19 protein-coding genes are annotated in these 17,764 nt (G+C 65.4%); 4 read left to right on the top strand and 15 right to left on the bottom strand.

Going from position 1 to position 17,764, the window contains the following annotated elements; translation table 11 throughout:
• The first annotated feature begins 65 nt into the window (after positions 1 to 65).
• Positions 66 to 788, top strand: a complete 723-nt coding sequence (locus tag ACJ8HH_RS02165) for an ATP-binding cassette domain-containing protein (protein ID WP_033647117.1) — start codon at positions 66 to 68, stop codon at positions 786 to 788.
• Positions 789 to 815: 27 nt separating this feature from the next.
• Here ACJ8HH_RS02165 and bioD read toward each other — a convergent pair whose 3' ends face one another.
• The 4 genes from bioD to bioB are packed head-to-tail and all read right to left on the bottom strand — an operon-like array spanning position 816 to position 4,422.
• Entirely contained in the window at positions 816 to 1,490 is a 675-nt protein-coding gene (gene bioD, locus ACJ8HH_RS02160) for a dethiobiotin synthase (protein WP_033647119.1), read from the bottom strand.
• Entirely contained in the window at positions 1,483 to 2,250 is a 768-nt protein-coding gene (gene bioC / locus ACJ8HH_RS02155) for a malonyl-ACP O-methyltransferase BioC (RefSeq protein WP_033637500.1), read from the bottom strand. The genes bioD and bioC overlap by 8 nt, the downstream gene beginning before the upstream one ends.
• Positions 2,234 to 3,385 carry an 8-amino-7-oxononanoate synthase gene (gene bioF, locus ACJ8HH_RS02150; RefSeq protein WP_060451381.1) on the bottom strand — a complete coding sequence of 384 codons (1,152 nt, stop codon included), beginning with the start codon at positions 3,383 to 3,385 and terminating at the stop codon, positions 2,234 to 2,236. Before bioF ends, bioC begins: the two co-directional genes overlap by 17 nt.
• Positions 3,385 to 4,422 (bottom strand): biotin synthase BioB, encoded by a 1,038-nt coding sequence (bioB, locus tag ACJ8HH_RS02145; protein ID WP_031299723.1) that lies wholly within the window; start codon positions 4,420 to 4,422, stop codon positions 3,385 to 3,387. The genes bioF and bioB overlap by 1 nt, the downstream gene beginning before the upstream one ends.
• Positions 4,423 to 4,510: 88 nt before the next feature.
• On the opposite strand from bioB, the gene bioA reads away from it, so the two are divergent.
• On the top strand, positions 4,511 to 5,785 hold the full coding sequence (gene bioA / locus ACJ8HH_RS02140) for an adenosylmethionine--8-amino-7-oxononanoate transaminase (protein ID WP_060440490.1): 1,275 nt from the start codon (positions 4,511 to 4,513) through the stop codon (positions 5,783 to 5,785).
• 4 nt (positions 5,786 to 5,789) lie between these two features.
• Here the strand turns inward: bioA and ACJ8HH_RS02135 are convergent, their stop codons facing one another.
• Positions 5,790 to 6,191, bottom strand: coding sequence for a YkvA family protein (locus tag ACJ8HH_RS02135; RefSeq protein WP_038870940.1), 402 nt, complete (start codon positions 6,189 to 6,191; stop codon positions 5,790 to 5,792).
• Positions 6,192 to 6,347: 156 nt separating this feature from the next.
• On the opposite strand from ACJ8HH_RS02135, the gene ACJ8HH_RS02130 reads away from it, so the two are divergent.
• Positions 6,348 to 6,830, top strand: coding sequence for a kinase inhibitor (locus tag ACJ8HH_RS02130; RefSeq protein ID WP_060420913.1), 483 nt, complete (start codon positions 6,348 to 6,350; stop codon positions 6,828 to 6,830).
• 67 nt (positions 6,831 to 6,897) lie between these two features.
• On the opposite strand, the gene pgl is transcribed toward ACJ8HH_RS02130, so the two are convergent.
• The gene (gene pgl / locus ACJ8HH_RS02125; RefSeq protein WP_060451380.1) at positions 6,898 to 7,893 is read right to left on the bottom strand and encodes a 6-phosphogluconolactonase; all 996 of its coding nucleotides are present in this window, start codon (positions 7,891 to 7,893) and stop codon (positions 6,898 to 6,900) included.
• Positions 7,894 to 8,071: 178 nt separating this feature from the next.
• On the opposite strand from pgl, the gene ACJ8HH_RS02120 reads away from it, so the two are divergent.
• Positions 8,072 to 8,890, top strand: a complete 819-nt coding sequence (locus ACJ8HH_RS02120; protein ID WP_060451379.1) for a pyridoxal phosphatase — start codon at positions 8,072 to 8,074, stop codon at positions 8,888 to 8,890.
• A gap of 31 nt (positions 8,891 to 8,921) precedes the next feature.
• Here the strand turns inward: ACJ8HH_RS02120 and modC are convergent, their stop codons facing one another.
• The 9 genes from modC to ACJ8HH_RS02075 form a co-directional block, all read right to left on the bottom strand.
• Positions 8,922 to 9,989, bottom strand: a complete 1,068-nt coding sequence (gene modC / locus ACJ8HH_RS02115; RefSeq protein ID WP_016928697.1) for a molybdenum ABC transporter ATP-binding protein ModC — start codon at positions 9,987 to 9,989, stop codon at positions 8,922 to 8,924.
• Positions 9,990 to 10,679, bottom strand: coding sequence for a molybdate ABC transporter permease subunit (gene modB / locus ACJ8HH_RS02110; RefSeq protein ID WP_015377003.1), 690 nt, complete (start codon positions 10,677 to 10,679; stop codon positions 9,990 to 9,992). It abuts the gene before it with no gap.
• Positions 10,676 to 11,449, bottom strand: coding sequence for a molybdate ABC transporter substrate-binding protein (gene modA, locus ACJ8HH_RS02105; RefSeq protein ID WP_038870956.1), 774 nt, complete (start codon positions 11,447 to 11,449; stop codon positions 10,676 to 10,678). The genes modB and modA overlap by 4 nt, the downstream gene beginning before the upstream one ends.
• A 158-nt stretch (positions 11,450 to 11,607) precedes the next feature.
• Positions 11,608 to 11,757: an AcrZ family multidrug efflux pump-associated protein gene (locus tag ACJ8HH_RS02100; RefSeq protein WP_004939813.1), complete on the bottom strand. Its 150-nt coding sequence runs from the start codon at positions 11,755 to 11,757 to the stop codon at positions 11,608 to 11,610.
• Positions 11,758 to 11,902: 145 nt separating this feature from the next.
• Positions 11,903 to 12,691 carry an ABC transporter ATP-binding protein gene (locus ACJ8HH_RS02095; RefSeq protein ID WP_060423686.1) on the bottom strand — a complete coding sequence of 263 codons (789 nt, stop codon included), beginning with the start codon at positions 12,689 to 12,691 and terminating at the stop codon, positions 11,903 to 11,905.
• Positions 12,688 to 13,713: a FecCD family ABC transporter permease gene (locus tag ACJ8HH_RS02090; protein WP_060451378.1), complete on the bottom strand. Its 1,026-nt coding sequence runs from the start codon at positions 13,711 to 13,713 to the stop codon at positions 12,688 to 12,690. The genes ACJ8HH_RS02095 and ACJ8HH_RS02090 overlap by 4 nt, the downstream gene beginning before the upstream one ends.
• A gap of 1 nt (position 13,714) precedes the next feature.
• On the bottom strand, positions 13,715 to 14,470 hold the full coding sequence (locus tag ACJ8HH_RS02085; protein ID WP_060440495.1) for a class I SAM-dependent methyltransferase: 756 nt from the start codon (positions 14,468 to 14,470) through the stop codon (positions 13,715 to 13,717).
• 1 nt (position 14,471) lies between these two features.
• A complete protein-coding gene (locus ACJ8HH_RS02080) occupies positions 14,472 to 15,467 on the bottom strand; it encodes an ABC transporter substrate-binding protein (protein WP_230298424.1) in 996 nt (331 codons plus the stop codon).
• 4 nt (positions 15,468 to 15,471) lie between these two features.
• Positions 15,472 to 17,634, bottom strand: a complete 2,163-nt coding sequence (locus tag ACJ8HH_RS02075) for a TonB-dependent siderophore receptor (RefSeq protein ID WP_060387398.1) — start codon at positions 17,632 to 17,634, stop codon at positions 15,472 to 15,474.
• Positions 17,635 to 17,764 lie beyond the last annotated feature (130 nt).

The raw sequence follows: 17,764 nt of genomic DNA, 5'->3' as shown, positions 1-17,764 counted from the left end.
CCGCGCATGCGGCCTTTGCAGCCCCAGCCAACGAGTGAAACGAGCGTCTATGAGGAGAATGCCAAATGCTGAGCCTGAGATCGGTCAATCAATTTTACGGGCAGAACCACACCCTGTGGGACATCAACCTGGAGCTGCCGCGCGGCCAGTGCACCGTGCTGCTCGGGCGCAACGGCGTGGGCAAGACCACGCTGGTCAACTGCATCATGGGGCATGTGCCGGTGGTGAGCGGCAGCATGACCTGGCAGCCGGCGGATCAGCCGCCGCAAAATCTGCTGCTGCAGCCGATGGAGCGCCGCGCCGCGCTGGGCATCAGCCACGTGCCCCAGGGGCGGCAGCTTTTTTCACAGCTGAGCGTGGAGGAGAATCTGCAGGTGGCGCAAATGGCCGGGCGCGGCGCCCCTCGCCGCATTCCGCCGCTGATCTACAGCCTGTTTCCCCATTTGCGCCAGATGCGCGCGCGCCGCGCCGGCGATCTGTGCGTGGGCGCTCAGCGCCAGCTGGCTATCGGTCGGGCGCTGGCTCAGGAGCCGGCGCTGCTGATCCTCGACGAACCGACGGCGGGCGTCCCCCCCTCGATCGCCGCCGACATCGGCAACGTGATCCGCCGGCTCAACCGCGAACTGGGCATGACCATTTTATTGGTGGAGCATCAGCTGCCGTTCGTGCGCCGGGTGGCGGATCGCTTCTGCCTGTTGGACAGCGGGCGCACTGTGGCGCACGGCGCGCTGGCGCAGCTGGATGAGGCGTTGATCGGCGCCGGGTTGGCAGGGCAAGAAGAAGGATGAGGGAGCGAAGCCCCCCTCATTGAGAGTTTATAGCAGGCTGATGTCCAGATACTGCCCCAGCGGCGCCCGCTCAGCCTGCGGCAGGTGCGGGATTTCGCCCAGCAGCGGCGCCGGCAGCATGCGGCGCAGCGTGGCCAGGTATTCCTGATGCCGCCGCCCCGGCGGCGCCACGTCGTTGGCGATCCAACCGGCCAGCGTCAGCCCGGCCTGCTGCACCGCCTGCGCCGTCAGCACCGCGTGGTTGATGCAGCCCAGTTTGATGCCCACCACCAGGATCACCGGCAGTTGCTCCTGCTGCACCCAGTCGGCGAAGGTGTACTCCGCCGACAGCGGGGTAAACCACCCGCCCGCGCCCTCGACCAGCACCCAGTCGGCGCGCTGTTCCAGCCGGCGCAGGCCGTCGGACAGCCGCGCCGTGTCGATCGGCCGGCCTTCATCGGCGCTGACGATATGCGGCGAGGTGGGTTCGGCAAAAACGTAAGGGTTCACTTCATCGTAGCTGAGCGCCACGCCGCTGTTGGCCTGCAGCGCCAGCGCGTCGCCGTTGCGCAGTCCCTCGGCGGTCATCTCGCTGCCGGAAGCCACCGGCTTATACCCGGCGCTGCGGTAGCCCGCCCGGTTGGCGGCCTGCAGCAAGGCGCTGCTGGCGACGGTTTTCCCCACTTCGGTGTCGGTGCCGGTTACGAACCAACGTTTAATCACGATAAATCACTCCATAAGCCAGATGATAGCTGAGCGGGAACTGCCCCCGCCGGCACGGGTAAGCCGCCTGCAGCGCGGCGAGACGGCCGCGCGACATCAGGCCGCCCTCGCGCCCCTGATGCAGGTGCGTGGCCCCGATGCCCTTGAGCGAACGCATCAGCGTCATCACGTCCGGGTAGTTCAGGGTGCGCAACTCCGTGACCAGCTCGTGTCGATAGCCAGCACAGGCGGCGCGGATCTGCGCCAGCGGCAGAAAGGCGTTCACGTGGCGCTCGCCGTCCACCTGTTGCCAGGCATCCCCCAGTTCCTGCAGCGAGCCCGCCGCCAGCGTGGAAAACAGGATCGCGCCGCCGGGGCGGGTCACGCGATACAGCTCCGCCAGCGCGGCGGGCAGATCGCTGCACCATTGCACCACCAGGCTGCTGAAACAGATGTCCATCGCCGCATCGGGCAGCGGCACCTGTTCGATATCGCCCAGCAGATAATGGTGCGCCGCCTGCCGTTGACGGGCGACGTCCAGCATGCCCGGCGCCAGATCGAGCGCGGTCACCTGCTTGCCGCGCTCGCGCCACAGGCGGCTGAAATAGCCGGTGCCGCAGCCGGCATCCAGCAGCCGTTCGCCCGGATGGGCACTCCCCATCCCCAGTAAGCGCTCGCCAACGTCACGCTGCAGCGCGGCGGCGGCGTCGTAGCTGCCGGCGGCGCGGCTGAAGGCCGAAGCGACCGCCTGTTTGTTCACCGCGTCATTGGCTGACGTCATGCAATACCTCCAGCAGGCGATCGATGTCCTGCGGCTGATGCGCCGCCGTCAGGGTGATGCGCAGCCGCGCGCCGCCCGGCGGCACCGTCGGTGGGCGGATGGCGCTCACCCACAGCCCGCGCTCGCGCAGGCGGGTCGCCAGATCGAGCGCGCGTTGATTGTCCCCCACCAGCAGCGGCTGGATGGCGGTATCGGAATCCGTCAGGGTTAGCGCCAGCGGCGCCGCGCCCTGGCGGAAACGCCGAATGTTGTCCTGCAGCCGGGCGCGCAGTTCATCGCCCTCTCGAATGCAGGCCAGCGCCGCCTGCAGCGCGCAGGCCTGCGCCGGCGGCATCGCGGTGCTGTAAATCAGATGGCGGGCGAACTGCAGCAGATACTCGGCGGTCGCCTCATCGCACAGCACCGCCGCGCCGCTGACGCCGAACGCCTTGCCGAAGGTCGCCACCAGCAGTTCAGGGCGCACGCCCTGTTGCCAGCAGCTGCCGCGGCCTTGCTCGCCGCGCACGCCGACGCCGTGGGCATCGTCCACCATCAGCCAGGCGCCCGCCGCGCGGGTTAAGCGATGCAGTTCCGCCAACGGTGCGCCGTCGCCGTCCATGCTGAACACCCCTTCGGTCACCGCCAACCGCTGCCCTTCACAGGGTTTGGCCAGCAGATCCGCCAGCGCCTGCGGCTGATTGTGCTGGAAGCGGCGCAGCTCGGCCGGCGACTGCGCCGCCGCCTCCAGCAGCGAGGCGTGGCTGAGGCGATCGGCTAAAATGCGATCGCCTTTCTGCATCAACGCCGCCAGCACCGCCTGGTTGGCGGCGTAACCGGAGATGAACAGCAGCGCGCGCGGATAGCCGAGCCACGCCGCCAGTTGCTCCTCCAGCGCCTGATGCGCTGCGCAAAAGCCGGTGACATGGCCCGACCCGCCGCTGCCGACGCCGTAACGCTGCGCGCCCTGCTGCCAGGCAGCGATCACCCGCGCATCCTGGCTCAGCCCCAGGTAGTCGTTGCCGGAGAAGTTCAGGTAGAGACGATCGCCGAGTCGGATCTGGCGGCCGTTGCCGCCCTCGGTGGTCTGTCGCCGACGGTAGGCGGCGTTCAGGCGCCGCTCTGCCAGCGCCTGCTCGATGCGTTGTGGCCAGCTCATCACGGCGCCGCGTTGTAAAACTCGGCGGTATCGGCGTTCAGCAGCTGCTTAGCCAGCACCTGCTGTTGCTGGTTGTCGCCGTGTTCGGTGGCGGTCTGCTGCGGGTTCAGCCCCAGCTTGCGGAACAGCTGCAGATCCTTGTCTTCTTCCGGGTTCGGCGTGGTCAGCAGCTTGCAACCGTAGAAGATCGAGTTGGCGCCGGCCATAAAGCACATCGCCTGCGTCTGTTCGTTCATCTGTTCACGGCCGGCGGAGAGGCGGACATAAGAAGACGGCATCATGATGCGCGCCACCGCGATGGTGCGGATAAAGTCGAACGGATCGACGTCGTCGTTATCCGCCAGCGGCGTGCCTTTTACCTTCACCAACATGTTGATCGGCACGCTCTCCGGCGGCTTCGGCAGGTTGGCCAGCTGCACCAGCAGCCCGGCGCGGTCGCGTACCGTTTCACCCAGCCCGACGATGCCGCCGGAGCATACTTTGATGCCGGCGTCGCGCACTTTGTCGAGCGTATCCAGGCGTTCCTGGTAGCTGCGGGTGGTGATGATGCTGCCGTAAAACTCCGGCGAGGTGTCGAGGTTATGGTTGTAATAATCCAACCCGGCTTCCGCCAGCCGCTCGGCCTGAGTGCCGTCAAGCGTGCCCAGCGTCATGCAGGTTTCCATGCCCATCGCTTTCACGCCCTGCACCATCTGCTGCAGATAAGGCATATCGCGCTCGTGCGGGTTCTTCCACGCCGCGCCCATGCAAAAACGGGTCGAGCCGTTCGCCTTGGCCTTGCGCGCCGATTCCAGTACCTGTTCGACCTGCATCAACCGCTCCGACTCCAGGCCGGTCTTGTAGCGCGAGCTTTGCGGGCAGTATTTGCAGTCTTCCGGGCAAGCGCCGGTCTTGATCGACAGCAGCGTGCTGACCTGCACCTGACGCGGGTCAAAGTGCTGGCGGTGTACGGTTTGCGCTTCGAACAGCAGTTCAAGCAGAGGTTTATCAAACAGGGCCTGGGCTTGCCCTACTGTCCAGTGAATGCGATCGGCCATCATGGCGTCTCCAAAACGAAAAAGTGTCGCCAGTTTAAATATTGTGGATATACTGTCAACCAATCTTAATTCAATTTGGTTTACAAGTATGTCTGTCACCGCTTCCGACCTGGCGTTTGACCAACGTCATATCTGGCACCCCTACACCTCCATGAGCCGCCCGTTACCCTGTTACCCGATCGAGTCGGCCAGCGGCGTCGAGCTGCAGCTGGCGGACGGCCGGCGTCTGGTGGACGGTATGTCCTCCTGGTGGGCGGCGATCCACGGTTACAACCATCCGCACCTGAATCAGGCCGCCAGCCGGCAGCTGGAGAAGATGTCGCACGTGATGTTCGGCGGTATTACCCATCCGGCCGCCATCTCGCTGTGCCGCCGGTTAGTGGCGATGACGCCGGAAGCGCTGCAGTGCGTGTTCCTGGCGGATTCCGGTTCGGTGGCGGTAGAAGTGTCGTTGAAGATGGCGCTGCAGTACTGGCAGGCGCGCGGTGAGCGGCGGCAGCGCATCCTGACGCTGCGCCACGGCTATCACGGCGATACCTTCGGCGCGATGTCGGTCTGCGATCCGGACAACTCGATGCACAGCCTCTATCAGGGCTACCTGGCGCCGCACCTGTTCGCCACCGCGCCGCAGTGCCGCTTCGACGAGGAATGGCGCGAAGAGGACATCGCGCCGTTCGCCGCGTTGCTGGAGCAGCACGCCGGTGAAGTGGCGGCGGTGATCCTGGAACCGGTGGTGCAAGGCGCCGGCGGCATGCGTATCTACCACCCGACCTACCTCAAGCGGGTGCGCGAGCTGTGCGATCGCCATCAGGTGCTGCTGATCGCCGACGAAATCGCCACCGGCTTCGGCCGCACCGGCAAGCTGTTCGCCTGCGAGCACGCACAGGTGGTGCCGGATATTCTCTGCCTGGGCAAGGCGCTGACCGGCGGCTACATGACGCTGTCCGCCACCCTGACCACCCGCCACGTGGCGGAGACCATCAGCAACGGCGCGGCCGGCTGCTTTATGCACGGCCCAACCTTTATGGGCAACCCGCTGGCCTGCGCGGTGGCGGACGCCAGCCTGGCGCTGCTGGCGGAAAATCGCTGGCAGGCGCAGGTGAGCGCCATCGAAGCCCAGCTGAAACAGGAACTGCTGCCGCTCGCGGCGCTGCCGAAGGTGGCGGACGTGCGGGTGCTGGGCGCGATTGGGGTGGTGGAGATGCGTGAACCGGTGGACGTCGCCGAGCTGCAGCGCGGATTCGTCGAACGCGGGGTGTGGATCCGGCCGTTCGGCAAGCTGATTTACCTGATGCCGCCTTACATCATCGAAGCGGAACAGCTCAGCCGCCTGACCGCCGCCGTCGCCGCCGCCGCGCGTTAATGCCTTACCAATGCTGGTCCAGATAGCGGGCCAGCAATCCCAGACACAGCAGCCAAAGTAAAATGATCATCGCTGCCGCCATGCGGCCGGTGGGGTTATCGACGCGCTTTTGCGCCTTCTCGCGCAGCTCGGCCATCAGCGGCTTGGGGATCAGGCGCACCGCCAGCATGATGCCCAACGGCACGATGATGACGTCATCCAGATAGCCCAGCACCGGAATGAAGTCCGGGATCAGATCGATCGGCGAGATCGCATAGCCGGCCACCAGCAGCGCGATCAGTTTGGCGTACCACGGGGTGCGCTTATCACGGGCGGCCAGCCACAGCGCGTAAATATCGCGCTTGATGCTTTTGGCCCAACGGCGCAGCCAGCCGAACCACGGCGTGCGTTTTTTCAGTGAGATCATGGTGGCGTTATTTGGCTATCCGGCGGTCTGTAGGAAGGAAGATGCGGCCATGGTAACCGATCCGCGCCGCCGTTGGCGAATGGCAATCCCACTTGTATTGTCACGGCGAAACGATCTAGCTTAAGGGTCCGCGTTTACCGACAACTGGGAGTCACTATGGCTTTTCGTTTGTACAGCAACGATCTGCAGGACGGCGGCAAGCTGCCGCAGGCGCAGGTCTTCAACGGCATGGGCTACCACGGCGATAACCTGTCGCCCCACCTGGCCTGGGACGGCGTGCCGGCCGGCACCAAGAGCTTCGTAATCGCCGTTTACGATCCCGATGCCCCGACCGGCTCCGGCTGGTGGCACTGGATCGTGGCCAACATTCCCGCCGACGTGCGCGAGCTGCCCCAGGGCGCGGGCTCCGGCAAAGCGCCGCTGCCCGCCGGCGCACTGCAGACCCGCACCGACTTCGGCTCGGCTGGCTACGGCGGCGCGGCGCCGCCAGAGGGCGAGAGCCACCGCTACCAGTTCACCGTGCATGCGCTGGACGTGGAGCGTATCGAAGTGGATGAGGGATCCAGCGGCGCGCTGGTGGGCTTTAACGTCCATTTCCACAGCCTCGGCAGCGCCACGCTGACGGTGACGTTCAACTGATCCCCCGCCAATAAAAAAGCGCGATTCAACCGAACCGCGCTTTTTCCATACTCATCTGACCGCCGAATTACTTCGCCAGCACGCTCACCCACATCGGGCCTTTGCCCACCGGATAACGCGCCAGCGTGGTCAGCTCACCGCTGCGCTGATCAATCTCATGCACCGCGATGTGATCGGACTTCTGGCCGGACGAAATCACGAAGCGGCCGCTGTGATCGATATTGAAACCGCGCGGCTGCGCTTCGGTCGGGTGATAGCCGACCACGCTCAGCGTGCCGCCGTCTTCGGAAACGCTGAAGATGGTCAGAATGCTGGCGGTGCGATCGCTGGTGTACAGGAAGCGGCCGTTCGGCGTGATATGAATGTCCGCCGCCCAGCGGGTGCCGTCGAAGTCGGCCTGCATGATGTCCAGCGTCTGCGTCACGGTGTAGTGACCGCCGTTTTCCGAGATGGCCAGCACGTCCACCGTACCGTCCAGCTCATTGACGCAGTAAGCGAACTTGTCGTTGTGGTGGAACGCCATATGACGCGGCCCGGCGCCGGCGGCGGTCGCCACCGCTTCCTGCGCGTGTGGCGTCAGCTGGCCCGCCAGGCTCAGGTTGAACAGGCGGATGCGGTCTTCTTTCAGGCAAGGCACCAGCACCAGCTGGTTGGTCGGATCGATGTTCGCCGAGTGCGGCGCGGTCAGGCCGTCGATCTGCTGAATAGGCGCCGTCACCACGCCGTCGTGGCCGATCGGGCTGATGCTGGCGCAGTTGCCGCTGTAGGAGGCGGAGAACAGGTAACGCCCCTGCAAATCGGTGGAGATATGGGTCGGGCTGCCCGGCAGCGGCGCCATGCCGGCCTGCTGCAGCGTGCCGTCCGCCTCGATGCGGTAGCTGACGATGCCGAACGCCGGACGTACGCCGACGTACAGGTGGGTCTTGTCCGGATGAAGGGTCATCGGCTGCACCTGGCCCGGCACATCAACGGTTTGCAGCAGCGCCAGCGCGCCGGCATCGTCCAACTGCCAAACGTGGATCTGCTGGCTCTCCGGGCTGGCGACATAAACGATTTGCTTCATGTGTTCTCCTTGCAAAGGGTAAAAGAGGAACCGGTTTCAGGCCGTTCGATTGCCCCTAGCTTACCGCACATCCGTCGCATGGCAACCCCGCTTAGCACCGGAAGCTCACGCGGTTTTCTCCGTTGGCTATCCGGTGTACCATCGGATTAATTTTATGGCTAACGATAACGAGAACCCTATGAGCTACCGCGTCATCGCCCTCGATCTTGACGGCACCCTGCTGGACAACCAAAAACGCATCTTACCGCAGTCGCTGGAAGCGCTGGCGCAGGCGCGCGCCGCCGGCATCCAGGTGGTGGTGGTCACCGGCCGCCACCACGTCGCTATCCATCCGTTCTACCAGGCGCTGCAGATAGATACCCCGGCCATCTGCTGCAACGGCACCTACCTGTATGATTTTCAGCAGAAGAAGGTGCTGGCGGCCGATCCTCTGGCGAAAGATCAGGCCAAGCAGGTGCTGCAGATGCTCAAACAGACCGACATTCACGGGCTGATGTACGTCGACGACGCCATGCTCTACCAGGAGCCGAGCGGCCACGTGACCCGCTCGCTGGCCTGGGCCGAAACCCTGCCGGCGGCGCAGCGCCCAACGCTGCTGCAGGTCGGCAGCCTGGCGCAGGCGGCCGACGACGCGCAGGCGATCTGGAAATTCGCCACCTCGCACGCCGATACCCTGGCGCTGCGCGAGTTTGCCGACACGGTGGAGAAAGAGCTGGGGCTGGCGTGCGAATGGTCCTGGCACGATCAGGTGGATATCGCCAAAGGCGGCAACAGCAAAGGCAAGCGCCTGCGCCAATGGGTGGAGTCGCAGGGGCTGAGCATGGATCAGGTGGTGGCATTCGGCGACAACTACAACGACATCAGCATGCTGGAAGCGGTCGGGTTGGGCGTGGCGATGGGCAACGCCGATGACGCGATCAAGGAACGCGCCGATCTGGTGATCGCCGATAACCTGCAGCCGGGCATCGCCGAGGTGATCCGCACCCGCGTGCTGTAATCTTTTCGCCCTCCCGCCGGGAGGGCCTGTCTTAGCGGCTCTCGCGGCTGATCGACACGCTCTTCACCTGCGCGTACAGCCACTGCCCAGGGCGGATCGCCAGTTCGTCTCGCGCCCACGGCGTGATCCGCGCCCACAGCACGTGTTCCCCGACCGCCAGCTTCACTTCCACCTGCCCGTCCACGTCCAGACACTCGCTTACCTTGGCCGGCAACACGTTGCGAATGCTGCTGTTGACCGGCGGCTGCAGCACCAGCGAGACGTCGGCGGCGTTGATGCGAATGCGCAACTGGGTGCCCAGTTCGGCGTCGATACCGCTGACCCACAGCCTTTGATCGCCGAGCGCCAGCGCGGTCATGGCATAGCGCTGATGATGCTCGATCACGCTGACGCGCAGCACGCTGCTCTGATCTTCACGCTGCAGCCACGGCCGCAGCGCGCTGCTGGCCCAGACGGCTTCCAGCCCGCCGAACGCACGCACCTCGCCGCGATCCAGCACCATCACCTGCTCGGCCAGGCGCAGGATCTCGTCCAGGCTATGGCTGACATAGAGGATGGGGATGTTGACGTCCTGCGCCAACCGCTCCAGATACGGGAGAAGCTCGCGTTTGCGCGGCAGATCGAGCGAGGCCAGCGGCTCGTCCATCAGCAGCAGTTCCGGCGCGGTCAGCAGCGCGCGGCCGATCGCCACCCGCTGTTTTTCACCGCCGGAGAGCGTCAGCGGCAGCCGATTGAGCAACGGCCCGATGCCCAGCAGCTCGACGATAGTGTTGAACTGTGCGCGCATGCCGGCCGCCATGCCGTACTGCAGGTTGCCGCGCACCCGATAGTGCGGGAACAGCCGTGCATCCTGAAACACGTAGCCGATACGGCGCTTTTCCGGCGGCAGGCAAAGGCCCGCGGCGGTATCCACCAGCGTGCGGCCATTGAGCGCGATGCGCCCCTGCTGCAAACGGGTCAGGCCACCGATGGCGTTGATCAGGGAAGTTTTGCCCGCGCCGGACAGGCCGAAAATCGCGGTGATGCCCTGCGCCGGCAAATCGGCGCGGACGTTGAGATTAAGGTCGCCCAGTTGCTGCGAGAAATCCAGCTCCAGCATTTACACCCCCATCCGTTTGCGGCCCCAGCGGGCCAGCCATTCGGACACCATCAGCGAAGCCAGCGACAGCACGATGGCGATCACGCACAGCCGCGCGGCGGCGGCTTCCGCCCCCGGCGTTTCGATCAGCGTATACATCGCCAGCGGAATGGTGCGGGTTTCACCGGGAATGTTGGAGACGAAGGTGATGGTGGCGCCGAACTCCCCCAGCGAGCGGGCGAAGGCCAGCACCACGCCGACAATGACGCCGGGCAGCGACAGCGGCAGCGTGATGGTGAAAAACACCCGCCACGGGTTGGCGCCCAGCGTGCGCGCCGCCTGCTCCAGCCGGGTATCCACCGCCTCCAGCGCCAGCCGGATGGCGCGCACCATCAGCGGAAACGCCACCACCGCCGATGCCAGCGCGGCGCCGCGCCAGCTAAAGCTGAAGCTGAAGCCGAACCAGTCGTACAGCCACTCGCCGATGACGCCGCGCCGCCCCATGGCGATCAGCAGCAAATAGCCGACCACCACCGGCGGCAGCACCAGGGGCAGGTGAATGACGCCGTCCAGCAGCGCCTTGCCGGGAAAGCGGCAACGCACCAGCACCCAGGCCATCAGAATGCCGAACGGCAGGCTGCAGACCACCGCCAAACCGGAGACTTTCAGGCTCAGCTCAACCGCCTGCCACTCGTACTCACTCAGAATCATTTACGCGGGGTGAATCCATAATGTTCAAAAATAGCGGCCGCTTCCGGGCCCTTCAGATAGGTATAGAAAGCGCTGACCGTCGGATTTTGACGATCTTTCACAATCGCCATCGGATATTCAACCGGTTTGTGGCTGTCTTCCGGGAATACGCCCACCACTTTCACCTTGTCGCTGGCGACCGCGTCGGAGCCGTAGACGATGCCGAGCGGCGCTTCACCGCGCTCCACCAGCGCCATCGCGCTGCGCACGTTGTTGGCGCGCGCCAGTTTCGGCTCCAGCGCGCTCCAGGCGCCCAGGTGTTCCAGCGCCTCTTTGGCGTAGATGCCGGCCGGCACGTGATCCGGATCGCCCACCGCCAGACGGCCGCCGTTGAGCAGCTTGGTCCAGTCGGTCTGCTTGTCGATGGCGATCTTATCTTGCTTATCGCTCTTGGCGGCGATCAGCACCAGTTCGTTGCCCAGCAGCGTATAGCGGGTGTCTTTCACCATCTGCTGCTTGTCGATGGCGTAATCCATCCACTGTTGATCGGCGGAGATGAACAGATCGGCCGGGGCGCCCTGCTCAATTTGGCGCGCCAGCGTCGAAGAGGACGCAAAGGAGGAAACCACCTGCACATCCTTGCCTTTTTGATACTGGGTGGCGATGTCCTGCAGCGCGTTGGTCAGCGACGCGGCGGCGAACACGGTGATCTTTTCCGCCGCCGAAGCCTGTGCCACCAGGCCCGATGCCAACACGATCCCGCCAACCCATTTGGTCCATTGCTGTTTCATTGTTTTTCTCCGCAAGTTAACGTGCATTATCACTCTTCGTTATATAAAAAATAATATAACGTTGCGCGAAAGCTTGTCATGCGGTTTATCGGCAAAGCGTGAGATAACTTGAGGAATGCCCGCCGGGCGATGCCGGCGGGTATCGGGATGGGGAACGGTCAGTGCTGGGTGCGATTTTCTTTCGAACGGCCCACTTTGGAGAAGACGTTGAATACTTCGCCAAAACCGTAGATCAGGCCGAGGATCAGCGCCATGACCACCGGCACCATGACCACGGCAAACAACAGACTTTTCAATAATTCCAACATGATAGCCTCGCTTAACTGCCCATTGAGCGGCAAATGCCTTTCACCGCATATCGGGTTATTCTAACCCAAAAAATCGGTAAAACCGGAGTTATTTTAGCCAGCGGGGCGAAATTGTGATCGGCTAAACGTGCCCTTTCCACCGGGCTCATGCCGGTGCGGGGTAATAGATCAGCGGCGGCGCATAGCCGGCGGGCGCCGCCAGCCGGGCCTCCACCCCGTACACCGCGCGAATGTTCTCCGGCGTCAGCGCCTGCCGCGGCGCACCCGCCGCGCAGACCCTGCCCCACTGCAGCAGCGCCACCCGATCGCAATAGCAGGCGGCCAGATTCAGATCGTGCAGCGTCACCACCACGCTGAGCTTCAGCCGCCGCAGCAAGGCCATAAACTGCTGCTGATGGGCGATATCCAGATGGTTGGCGGGCTCATCCAGCAGCAGCCACGGCGTTTGCTGCGCCAACGCGCGTGCCAGGTGCACCCGCTGCCGTTCGCCGCCGGACAGCCGCTGCCAATCGCGATCGGCCAGGTGGCTGATGCCCACTTGCTCCATCGCCTGCCCGGCGAGACGGCGATCTTCGGGGCCGAAACCGCGCCAGCGGCCGATATGGGCCAAGCGCCCCAGCAGCACCGCCTCCTTCACCGGCAGCGCGAAGGCGCCGGGGGCGGATTGCTCGAGAAAGGCGATGCGCCTGGCGCGCTCCCGCCCGGAAAACGCAGTAATTTCGCGCCCTTCCAGCCAAACGCGGCCCCCGGCGGCAGGCTGCAACCCGGCCAGCAGCTTGAGCAACGTGGATTTACCGCTGCCGTTGACGCCGAGCACGCCGGTGACCTCACCGGGCAAGGCGCAGAAATCCAGATTTTCCAGCACCGTGCGTTCGCCCGCTCGCCAGCTCACCGCTTCGGCGCGCAGGCCGGATCGCGCTTTTTCAATCGTCATGCATTGACCTTCCGATACAGCAACAGCAGGAATACCGGCACCCCCAGCAGCGCCGTCAGCACGCCGACCGGCAGCTCGCGCGGGGCAAACAGCGTTCTGGCCAGCGTGTCCGCCGCCACGGCGAACAGCGCGCCGCACAGCGCGCTGGCCGGCAACAGCAGCCGATGCCGCGAGCCGACCAGCCGCCGGGCGACATGCGGCACCGTCAGCCCGATAAATCCCACCGCGCCGCTGAACGCGACGATCGCCGCCGTCAGCGCAGTGGTCACCACATACAGCAGCAGCTTCAGCGGAGCCACCGCCACCCCCAACGAAGCGGCGGTCACGCCGCCGAACGCCAGCGCGTCCAGCTCACCCGCCCGCAGCCAACAAAGCAGCAGCGCCGCCGCCAGCGCCAGCCCGCACAGCCCGACCTGCGGCCAGCGCGCGTCGCTGAACGATCCCAGCAGCCAGAACATCACGCCGCGCGTGGCGTTGGCGTCCGCCTGCCAGAGGGTGATCAGCGAAGTCAACGCAGAAAGCAGCTGCGTCACCGCCACCCCGGCCAGAATAAACAGCGTGGACTCCCCCTGCAGCGAACGCCCGGCCAGCAGCATCACCAACGCAAATGCTCCCAGCGCGCCGATAAACGCGCCTCCGGACACCGACAGCAGGCCGCCCCCCAGCCCCAATACCAATACCGTTACCGCCCCCACGCCGGCGCCGGAGGAGATGCCCAGCACCCAGGGATCGGCCAGCGGGTTGCGGGTCAGCGACTGCAGCACGGTGCCCGCCAACGCCAGCCCGGCGCCGGCCAGCGCCGCCAACAGCGCGCGCGGCATCCGCAGCGACCAGATGATGCGCTGATACACCTCGGCGTCGGTCGCCGCGCTGCCGCTGACGCCGAATACGATGCGCCAGGCATCGTGCCACGCGATCGGCGCAGGCCCCGACAAGGTGGCGCCCAGCAGGACCAGCGGCAACGCCGCCGCCAGCAACAGCAGCCAGCCGGCCTCACGGCCGGGCAGTAACCGCCGGATCATGCTATTTCCAGCCTGCGATCACATAGTCGTCCAACAGCTGCCACACCGTCCCCGCCTCGCTGAAACCGGCTTGTCTAAGCGCCGCGAGCTGGAAATCCACCGGCGTCGGCGGCGGCACCGGGCGGCCGGCGAACAGCGCTTCACGCTCGGCCTGATAAGCGGCCAGCGTCGGCGATTGCAGCGCGCCCGCAAACCAGCGATCCCAATCCTCGACGCCGTTGTCCCAGGCGCGCTGTTGGGTCTGCTCGTCGTGCCGCTCCGCCAACGCTTTCAGCCGCGGCTGACGCTGGTCATAGCGCTGATGATCGGCGTTCAGGAACACGCCGCCGTCGGCCAGCAGCCCGGCAACGTTGCGGTACAGCGCCAGCTGCTGCTCGGGCATCAGCCAGTGCAGCGCCGTGCTGGATACCGCCGCCTGTGGCGCGGGGCCGGACAGCGCGGCAAAACAGGCCGGATCCGCCAGATCGGCCTGCAGAATGCGGATCCGATCGCCGTACTCCGCCAGCGCACCGCGCGCCACCGCCAGCAACAGCGGATCGAGATCGATGGCGGTCACCCTGGCCTGCGGAAAGCGCTGCAAAATGCGCAGGCTCAGCGATCCCGGGCCGCAGGCCAGATCCACCACGTGAAAATCCTGGCCGGCGGCCAGCGCCAGCACCTCCAGCTGGGCGTTAAAACGCGCTTCCCGTTCGGCGATGTAGGCCGCCTGCTGGCGATCCCAGGAGTCCAGCAGCGAAGAGAATGAAACGGCAGTCATATCAAGGTTCCTTGTTGGAAAAAGTCGGCGCCTGCGGCGGCAAGGCCGCCAGGCCCCGAATCAAACGGCCCAGCGCCGCCACGGTGCGGGCGGAAGGGTCCATGTCGTAACCGGGGAGGATCACGTAGCGCCGCTGACGCACGGCGCGCAGCGTCGCGGTCAGCGGGTGATGTTCCAGAAAGGCGATCTTATCGGCCGCGCTGTCGCCGAGGCCGCCGCGCGGCAGATCGCCAAGCACGATCGCATCCGGATCGCGGGCGGCGATAACCTCCCAGGACACCGTCGGCCACAGCTCGGGCCGATCGCCGAACAGGTTCTCGCTGCCGACGCTGCGGCTCAGCAAACCTGGCGCGCCGCAGCAGCCCGCCACGTAGGGCGTTTGCGCGCCGGCATACCACCACAGCAGACGTAAATGCGGCAGCGGCGCGCGCTGCGCCTCAAACGCCCTCAGCTGCCCGCGCAGCCGCGCGATCAGCGCTTCACCGGCGCGGCTGACGTTGAAAATGCGCGCCAGCTCCCGCAGCTCGGTGAAAATGTCTTCGAACGTCAGCGCGGCGGCGATCGCGCTTTGCTGGCCGCTGCAGGCGCCAGGAGAGAGATAAGTGCCGATGCCCCATTCTGCCAGCCGCGCCCGATCGGGCGTTTCCGGGCTGTGCAGCCAGTAATAGCTAGCCGAATAGACAAAATCCGGCCGCATCAGCAGCAACGCTTCCGCCGTGGGCGGCGCCGGGCTGGTGGGCGCCCGCAGCGCATCGGCCGGCGCCGTCGGCGCGGGATCGCGCGCGCGGTCATACCCGACCACGCCGATCGCACGGCCAGCCAGCCCCAGCGCCAGCAGGTTTTCCAGCGCCGGGTTGGCGTAAACCAGCACCCGCTGCGGCGGCTGCGGATAATCGCGCGTTACCCCGCAATTTTGCAGGCTGACGGCATCGGCACGCAGCGGCGCACCGCCGCCCAATCCCAGGGCGCACAACAGCAGGGCAAGCCAGCCTTTCACGCCGTCAGAACCTGACCGACACGAAGGTTTCATAGCTGCGCGGCGGCGCGATCAGCGCCTGGTCCGGGTAAGTACGCTGATAGGCGTACAGCTGGTTGGTGGCGTTGCGAATGCGAAAACCGACATCGACGATCGGCGTCAGCTGATAGTCTGCCGCCAGATCGAGCGTGGTGTACGCGCGCATCTTGCGCCGGTTGGCGTCGTCGTTGTAGCTGCTGCCGACGTAGCGCAGCGAAGAAGCCAGCCCCAGGCGCTCCGTCGCCTGATAATGCACGCTGAGATTGGCGGTCCAGTCCGGGATATAGGCCGGGCGATTGCCGTTGTAGCTGCGCAGCGGGCTACCGCCGCGATAGTCGTCGTAGCGGGCATGCGTGTAAGCGGCGTTGCCGGCCAGCTCCCAGCGTTCGTCGGGACGCAGCACCACGCCAAGCTCGATGCCGCGCGACGTCTGCCTGCCTACCGCGTTCAACGCATCCGGCCGCTGCGCGTCGGGCACAAACAGGTTGTCCTTGCGCAGTTCGTACAGCGCCAGCGTCGCCTCGCCCTTGTTCCCCCAGAACTGCCCTTTGGCGCCGGCCTCCCACTGGCGCGCTCGCGTCAGCGGCAGATCGGTCTGCGTTGGGCTGAGGAAGAACAGATCGTTGCCCGGCTCCTGGCCGGTGGTGTAGTTGGCGTAGAGCGTGAGGTTGTCGGTCAATGCATAGCTGGGGCCCAGGCTCCAGGTGCTGAAAACGTAGGTGTGCGCGCGGCTCTCTTCCTGCGGCCCCTGGAAGCGCCAGTCCATGTTCATATGGTTGTAGCGCAGCTGGCCCAGCAACGCTAAACGCTCGGTCAGGCTGAAGCGATCCTCGAGAAAGGCGGCGTACTGGTTCTGGGTAACGTGGCGCACCGGCGCGCGTTGGCGGTCGGTTCCCTGGGCGAACGGCTCTCGGGGCGGCGCGCCAAGCGGCACGTCTTCGGATCCGGGGAAGCCGTTGGAGTAGTACTGAAAATGCCGCTTGCTCAGATCGAGGCCGACCAGCAACCGGTTATCGAAACCGGCGATGGCGCGATCGAACACCAGCGAACTGCGGTTGCCGATCAGATCGTCGTCGTGCGCCAGGGCGCCGAAGGAGTCGCGGTTGACGTCGCCGGGCCGGGCCGCCGCCGCGACGCGAAAGCGTTCGACGTTGCGCCACTCGCGAAAGCCGCTGTAGTAATAGAATTGGTTATGCCACTCCACTTCGGGCGTCATAAACCAGTCCAGACTGGCCTGAAATGCGGTGGCGTTGCTCTGGATGCGGCTGTCGGTCAGGTTGTTGTAATTGATGTCGCGCAGCTCGCCGGCAATGCGCCCGTCCAGCAGCGGCGTGCCGTAGTAAGGGTTGTTGGTGCGGTTGAGCATGCGGTCCAGGCTCAGCGTCAACAGCGCATCGTCCGTCAGCTTAAACAGCAGCGAGCCGGAAACCCGCTTCTGCCGATCGCGTTCGTACTGCACGTTGCTGCCGCTGTCGTTGCCGCTGACGTCCAGCCGGTACGCCACCGCATCGTCCACCAGCGCGCCGCCGGCCCCCAGATGCAGACGCTGGCTGCGGTAGCTGCCGAAGCCATAATCGAGCTCAAGCGGCTGGCGGCTGAAGGTCGGCCGCCGCGAGATCAGGTTGACGCTGCCGCCCGCGGCGCTCAGGCCGTTCAAGGCCGATCCCGGCCCGCGCAGTATCTCGATGCTGTCGTAATGCGCCGGATCGCCCAGCTGCAGCGTGCTGCCGGGCATCTCCACGCCGTTATACAGCCAGGCGATCGGCCGGAAACCGCGCGCGGAAAAGTTGTTGGACAGCGTCGGCGAAGCGACGCCGGACAGGCCAGTGGCGTGCTCGACGGCGGCGGCCAGCGAGCGATCGCCCCGCTGTTGGATCGCTCTTGCGCTGATGATATCGACGCTGCGCGGCGTCTCCCGAGCGGTCAGCCCAAGCTGCGAAGCGCTGCGGCTCACGGCGCTCAACGCATCGTAGCGCCCGGCGGGGGCCGCCGCCTCCACGGTGAGCTGTTCTTCGCATCCCGTGGCATTGCGGGATTTATCGCAGTCGGCGGCGAAAGCCAACGGCGCCGTCAGTGCGCCGCCGACCCAGGCGGCGGCAAGGCATAACGATTTTCTGGGCGTGACAAGACGCCGGCGTGTCGTACTCATGTGAAGCATCCCTGTGGTGAAATAAAAACCGGCCGCAGCCAGCGTAAAGCCTTATTGTTTTTCTGTTATGTTATATTATAACAACAAAGCAATGCCAGTCTTTATTGCCCCGCCCTCCAGCGCACTGCGC

The organism is Serratia sp. CY32780, assembly GCF_052169135.1.
Classification (GTDB): Bacteria; Pseudomonadota; Gammaproteobacteria; order Enterobacterales; family Enterobacteriaceae; genus Serratia; species Serratia sarumanii.
The sequence above is the reverse complement of the archived record's forward strand: the minus strand, read 5'-3'. Positions and strand labels throughout refer to the sequence as shown.

Bases quoted from the DNA above. Each gene is read 5' to 3' on its own strand.
- ACJ8HH_RS02165 (WP_033647117.1), top strand. From the start codon at position 66: ATGCTGAGCCTGAGATCGGTCAATCAATTTTACGGGCAGAACCACACC.
- bioC (WP_033637500.1), bottom strand. From the start codon at position 2,250: ATGACGTCAGCCAATGACGCGGTGAACAAACAGGCGGTCGCTTCGGCC.
- bioF (WP_060451381.1), bottom strand. From the start codon at position 3,385: ATGAGCTGGCCACAACGCATCGAGCAGGCGCTGGCAGAGCGGCGCCTG.
- bioB (WP_031299723.1), bottom strand. From the start codon at position 4,422: ATGGCCGATCGCATTCACTGGACAGTAGGGCAAGCCCAGGCCCTGTTT.
- bioA (WP_060440490.1), top strand. From the start codon at position 4,511: ATGTCTGTCACCGCTTCCGACCTGGCGTTTGACCAACGTCATATCTGG.
- ACJ8HH_RS02135 (WP_038870940.1), bottom strand. From the start codon at position 6,191: ATGATCTCACTGAAAAAACGCACGCCGTGGTTCGGCTGGCTGCGCCGT.
- ACJ8HH_RS02130 (WP_060420913.1), top strand. From the start codon at position 6,348: ATGGCTTTTCGTTTGTACAGCAACGATCTGCAGGACGGCGGCAAGCTG.
- pgl (WP_060451380.1), bottom strand. From the start codon at position 7,893: ATGAAGCAAATCGTTTATGTCGCCAGCCCGGAGAGCCAGCAGATCCAC.
- ACJ8HH_RS02120 (WP_060451379.1), top strand. From the start codon at position 8,072: ATGAGCTACCGCGTCATCGCCCTCGATCTTGACGGCACCCTGCTGGAC.
- modC (WP_016928697.1), bottom strand. From the start codon at position 9,989: ATGCTGGAGCTGGATTTCTCGCAGCAACTGGGCGACCTTAATCTCAAC.
- modB (WP_015377003.1), bottom strand. From the start codon at position 10,679: ATGATTCTGAGTGAGTACGAGTGGCAGGCGGTTGAGCTGAGCCTGAAA.
- modA (WP_038870956.1), bottom strand. From the start codon at position 11,449: ATGAAACAGCAATGGACCAAATGGGTTGGCGGGATCGTGTTGGCATCG.
- ACJ8HH_RS02100 (WP_004939813.1), bottom strand. From the start codon at position 11,757: ATGTTGGAATTATTGAAAAGTCTGTTGTTTGCCGTGGTCATGGTGCCG.
- ACJ8HH_RS02095 (WP_060423686.1), bottom strand. From the start codon at position 12,691: ATGACGATTGAAAAAGCGCGATCCGGCCTGCGCGCCGAAGCGGTGAGC.
- ACJ8HH_RS02090 (WP_060451378.1), bottom strand. From the start codon at position 13,713: ATGATCCGGCGGTTACTGCCCGGCCGTGAGGCCGGCTGGCTGCTGTTG.
- ACJ8HH_RS02085 (WP_060440495.1), bottom strand. From the start codon at position 14,470: ATGACTGCCGTTTCATTCTCTTCGCTGCTGGACTCCTGGGATCGCCAG.
- ACJ8HH_RS02075 (WP_060387398.1), bottom strand. From the start codon at position 17,634: ATGAGTACGACACGCCGGCGTCTTGTCACGCCCAGAAAATCGTTATGC.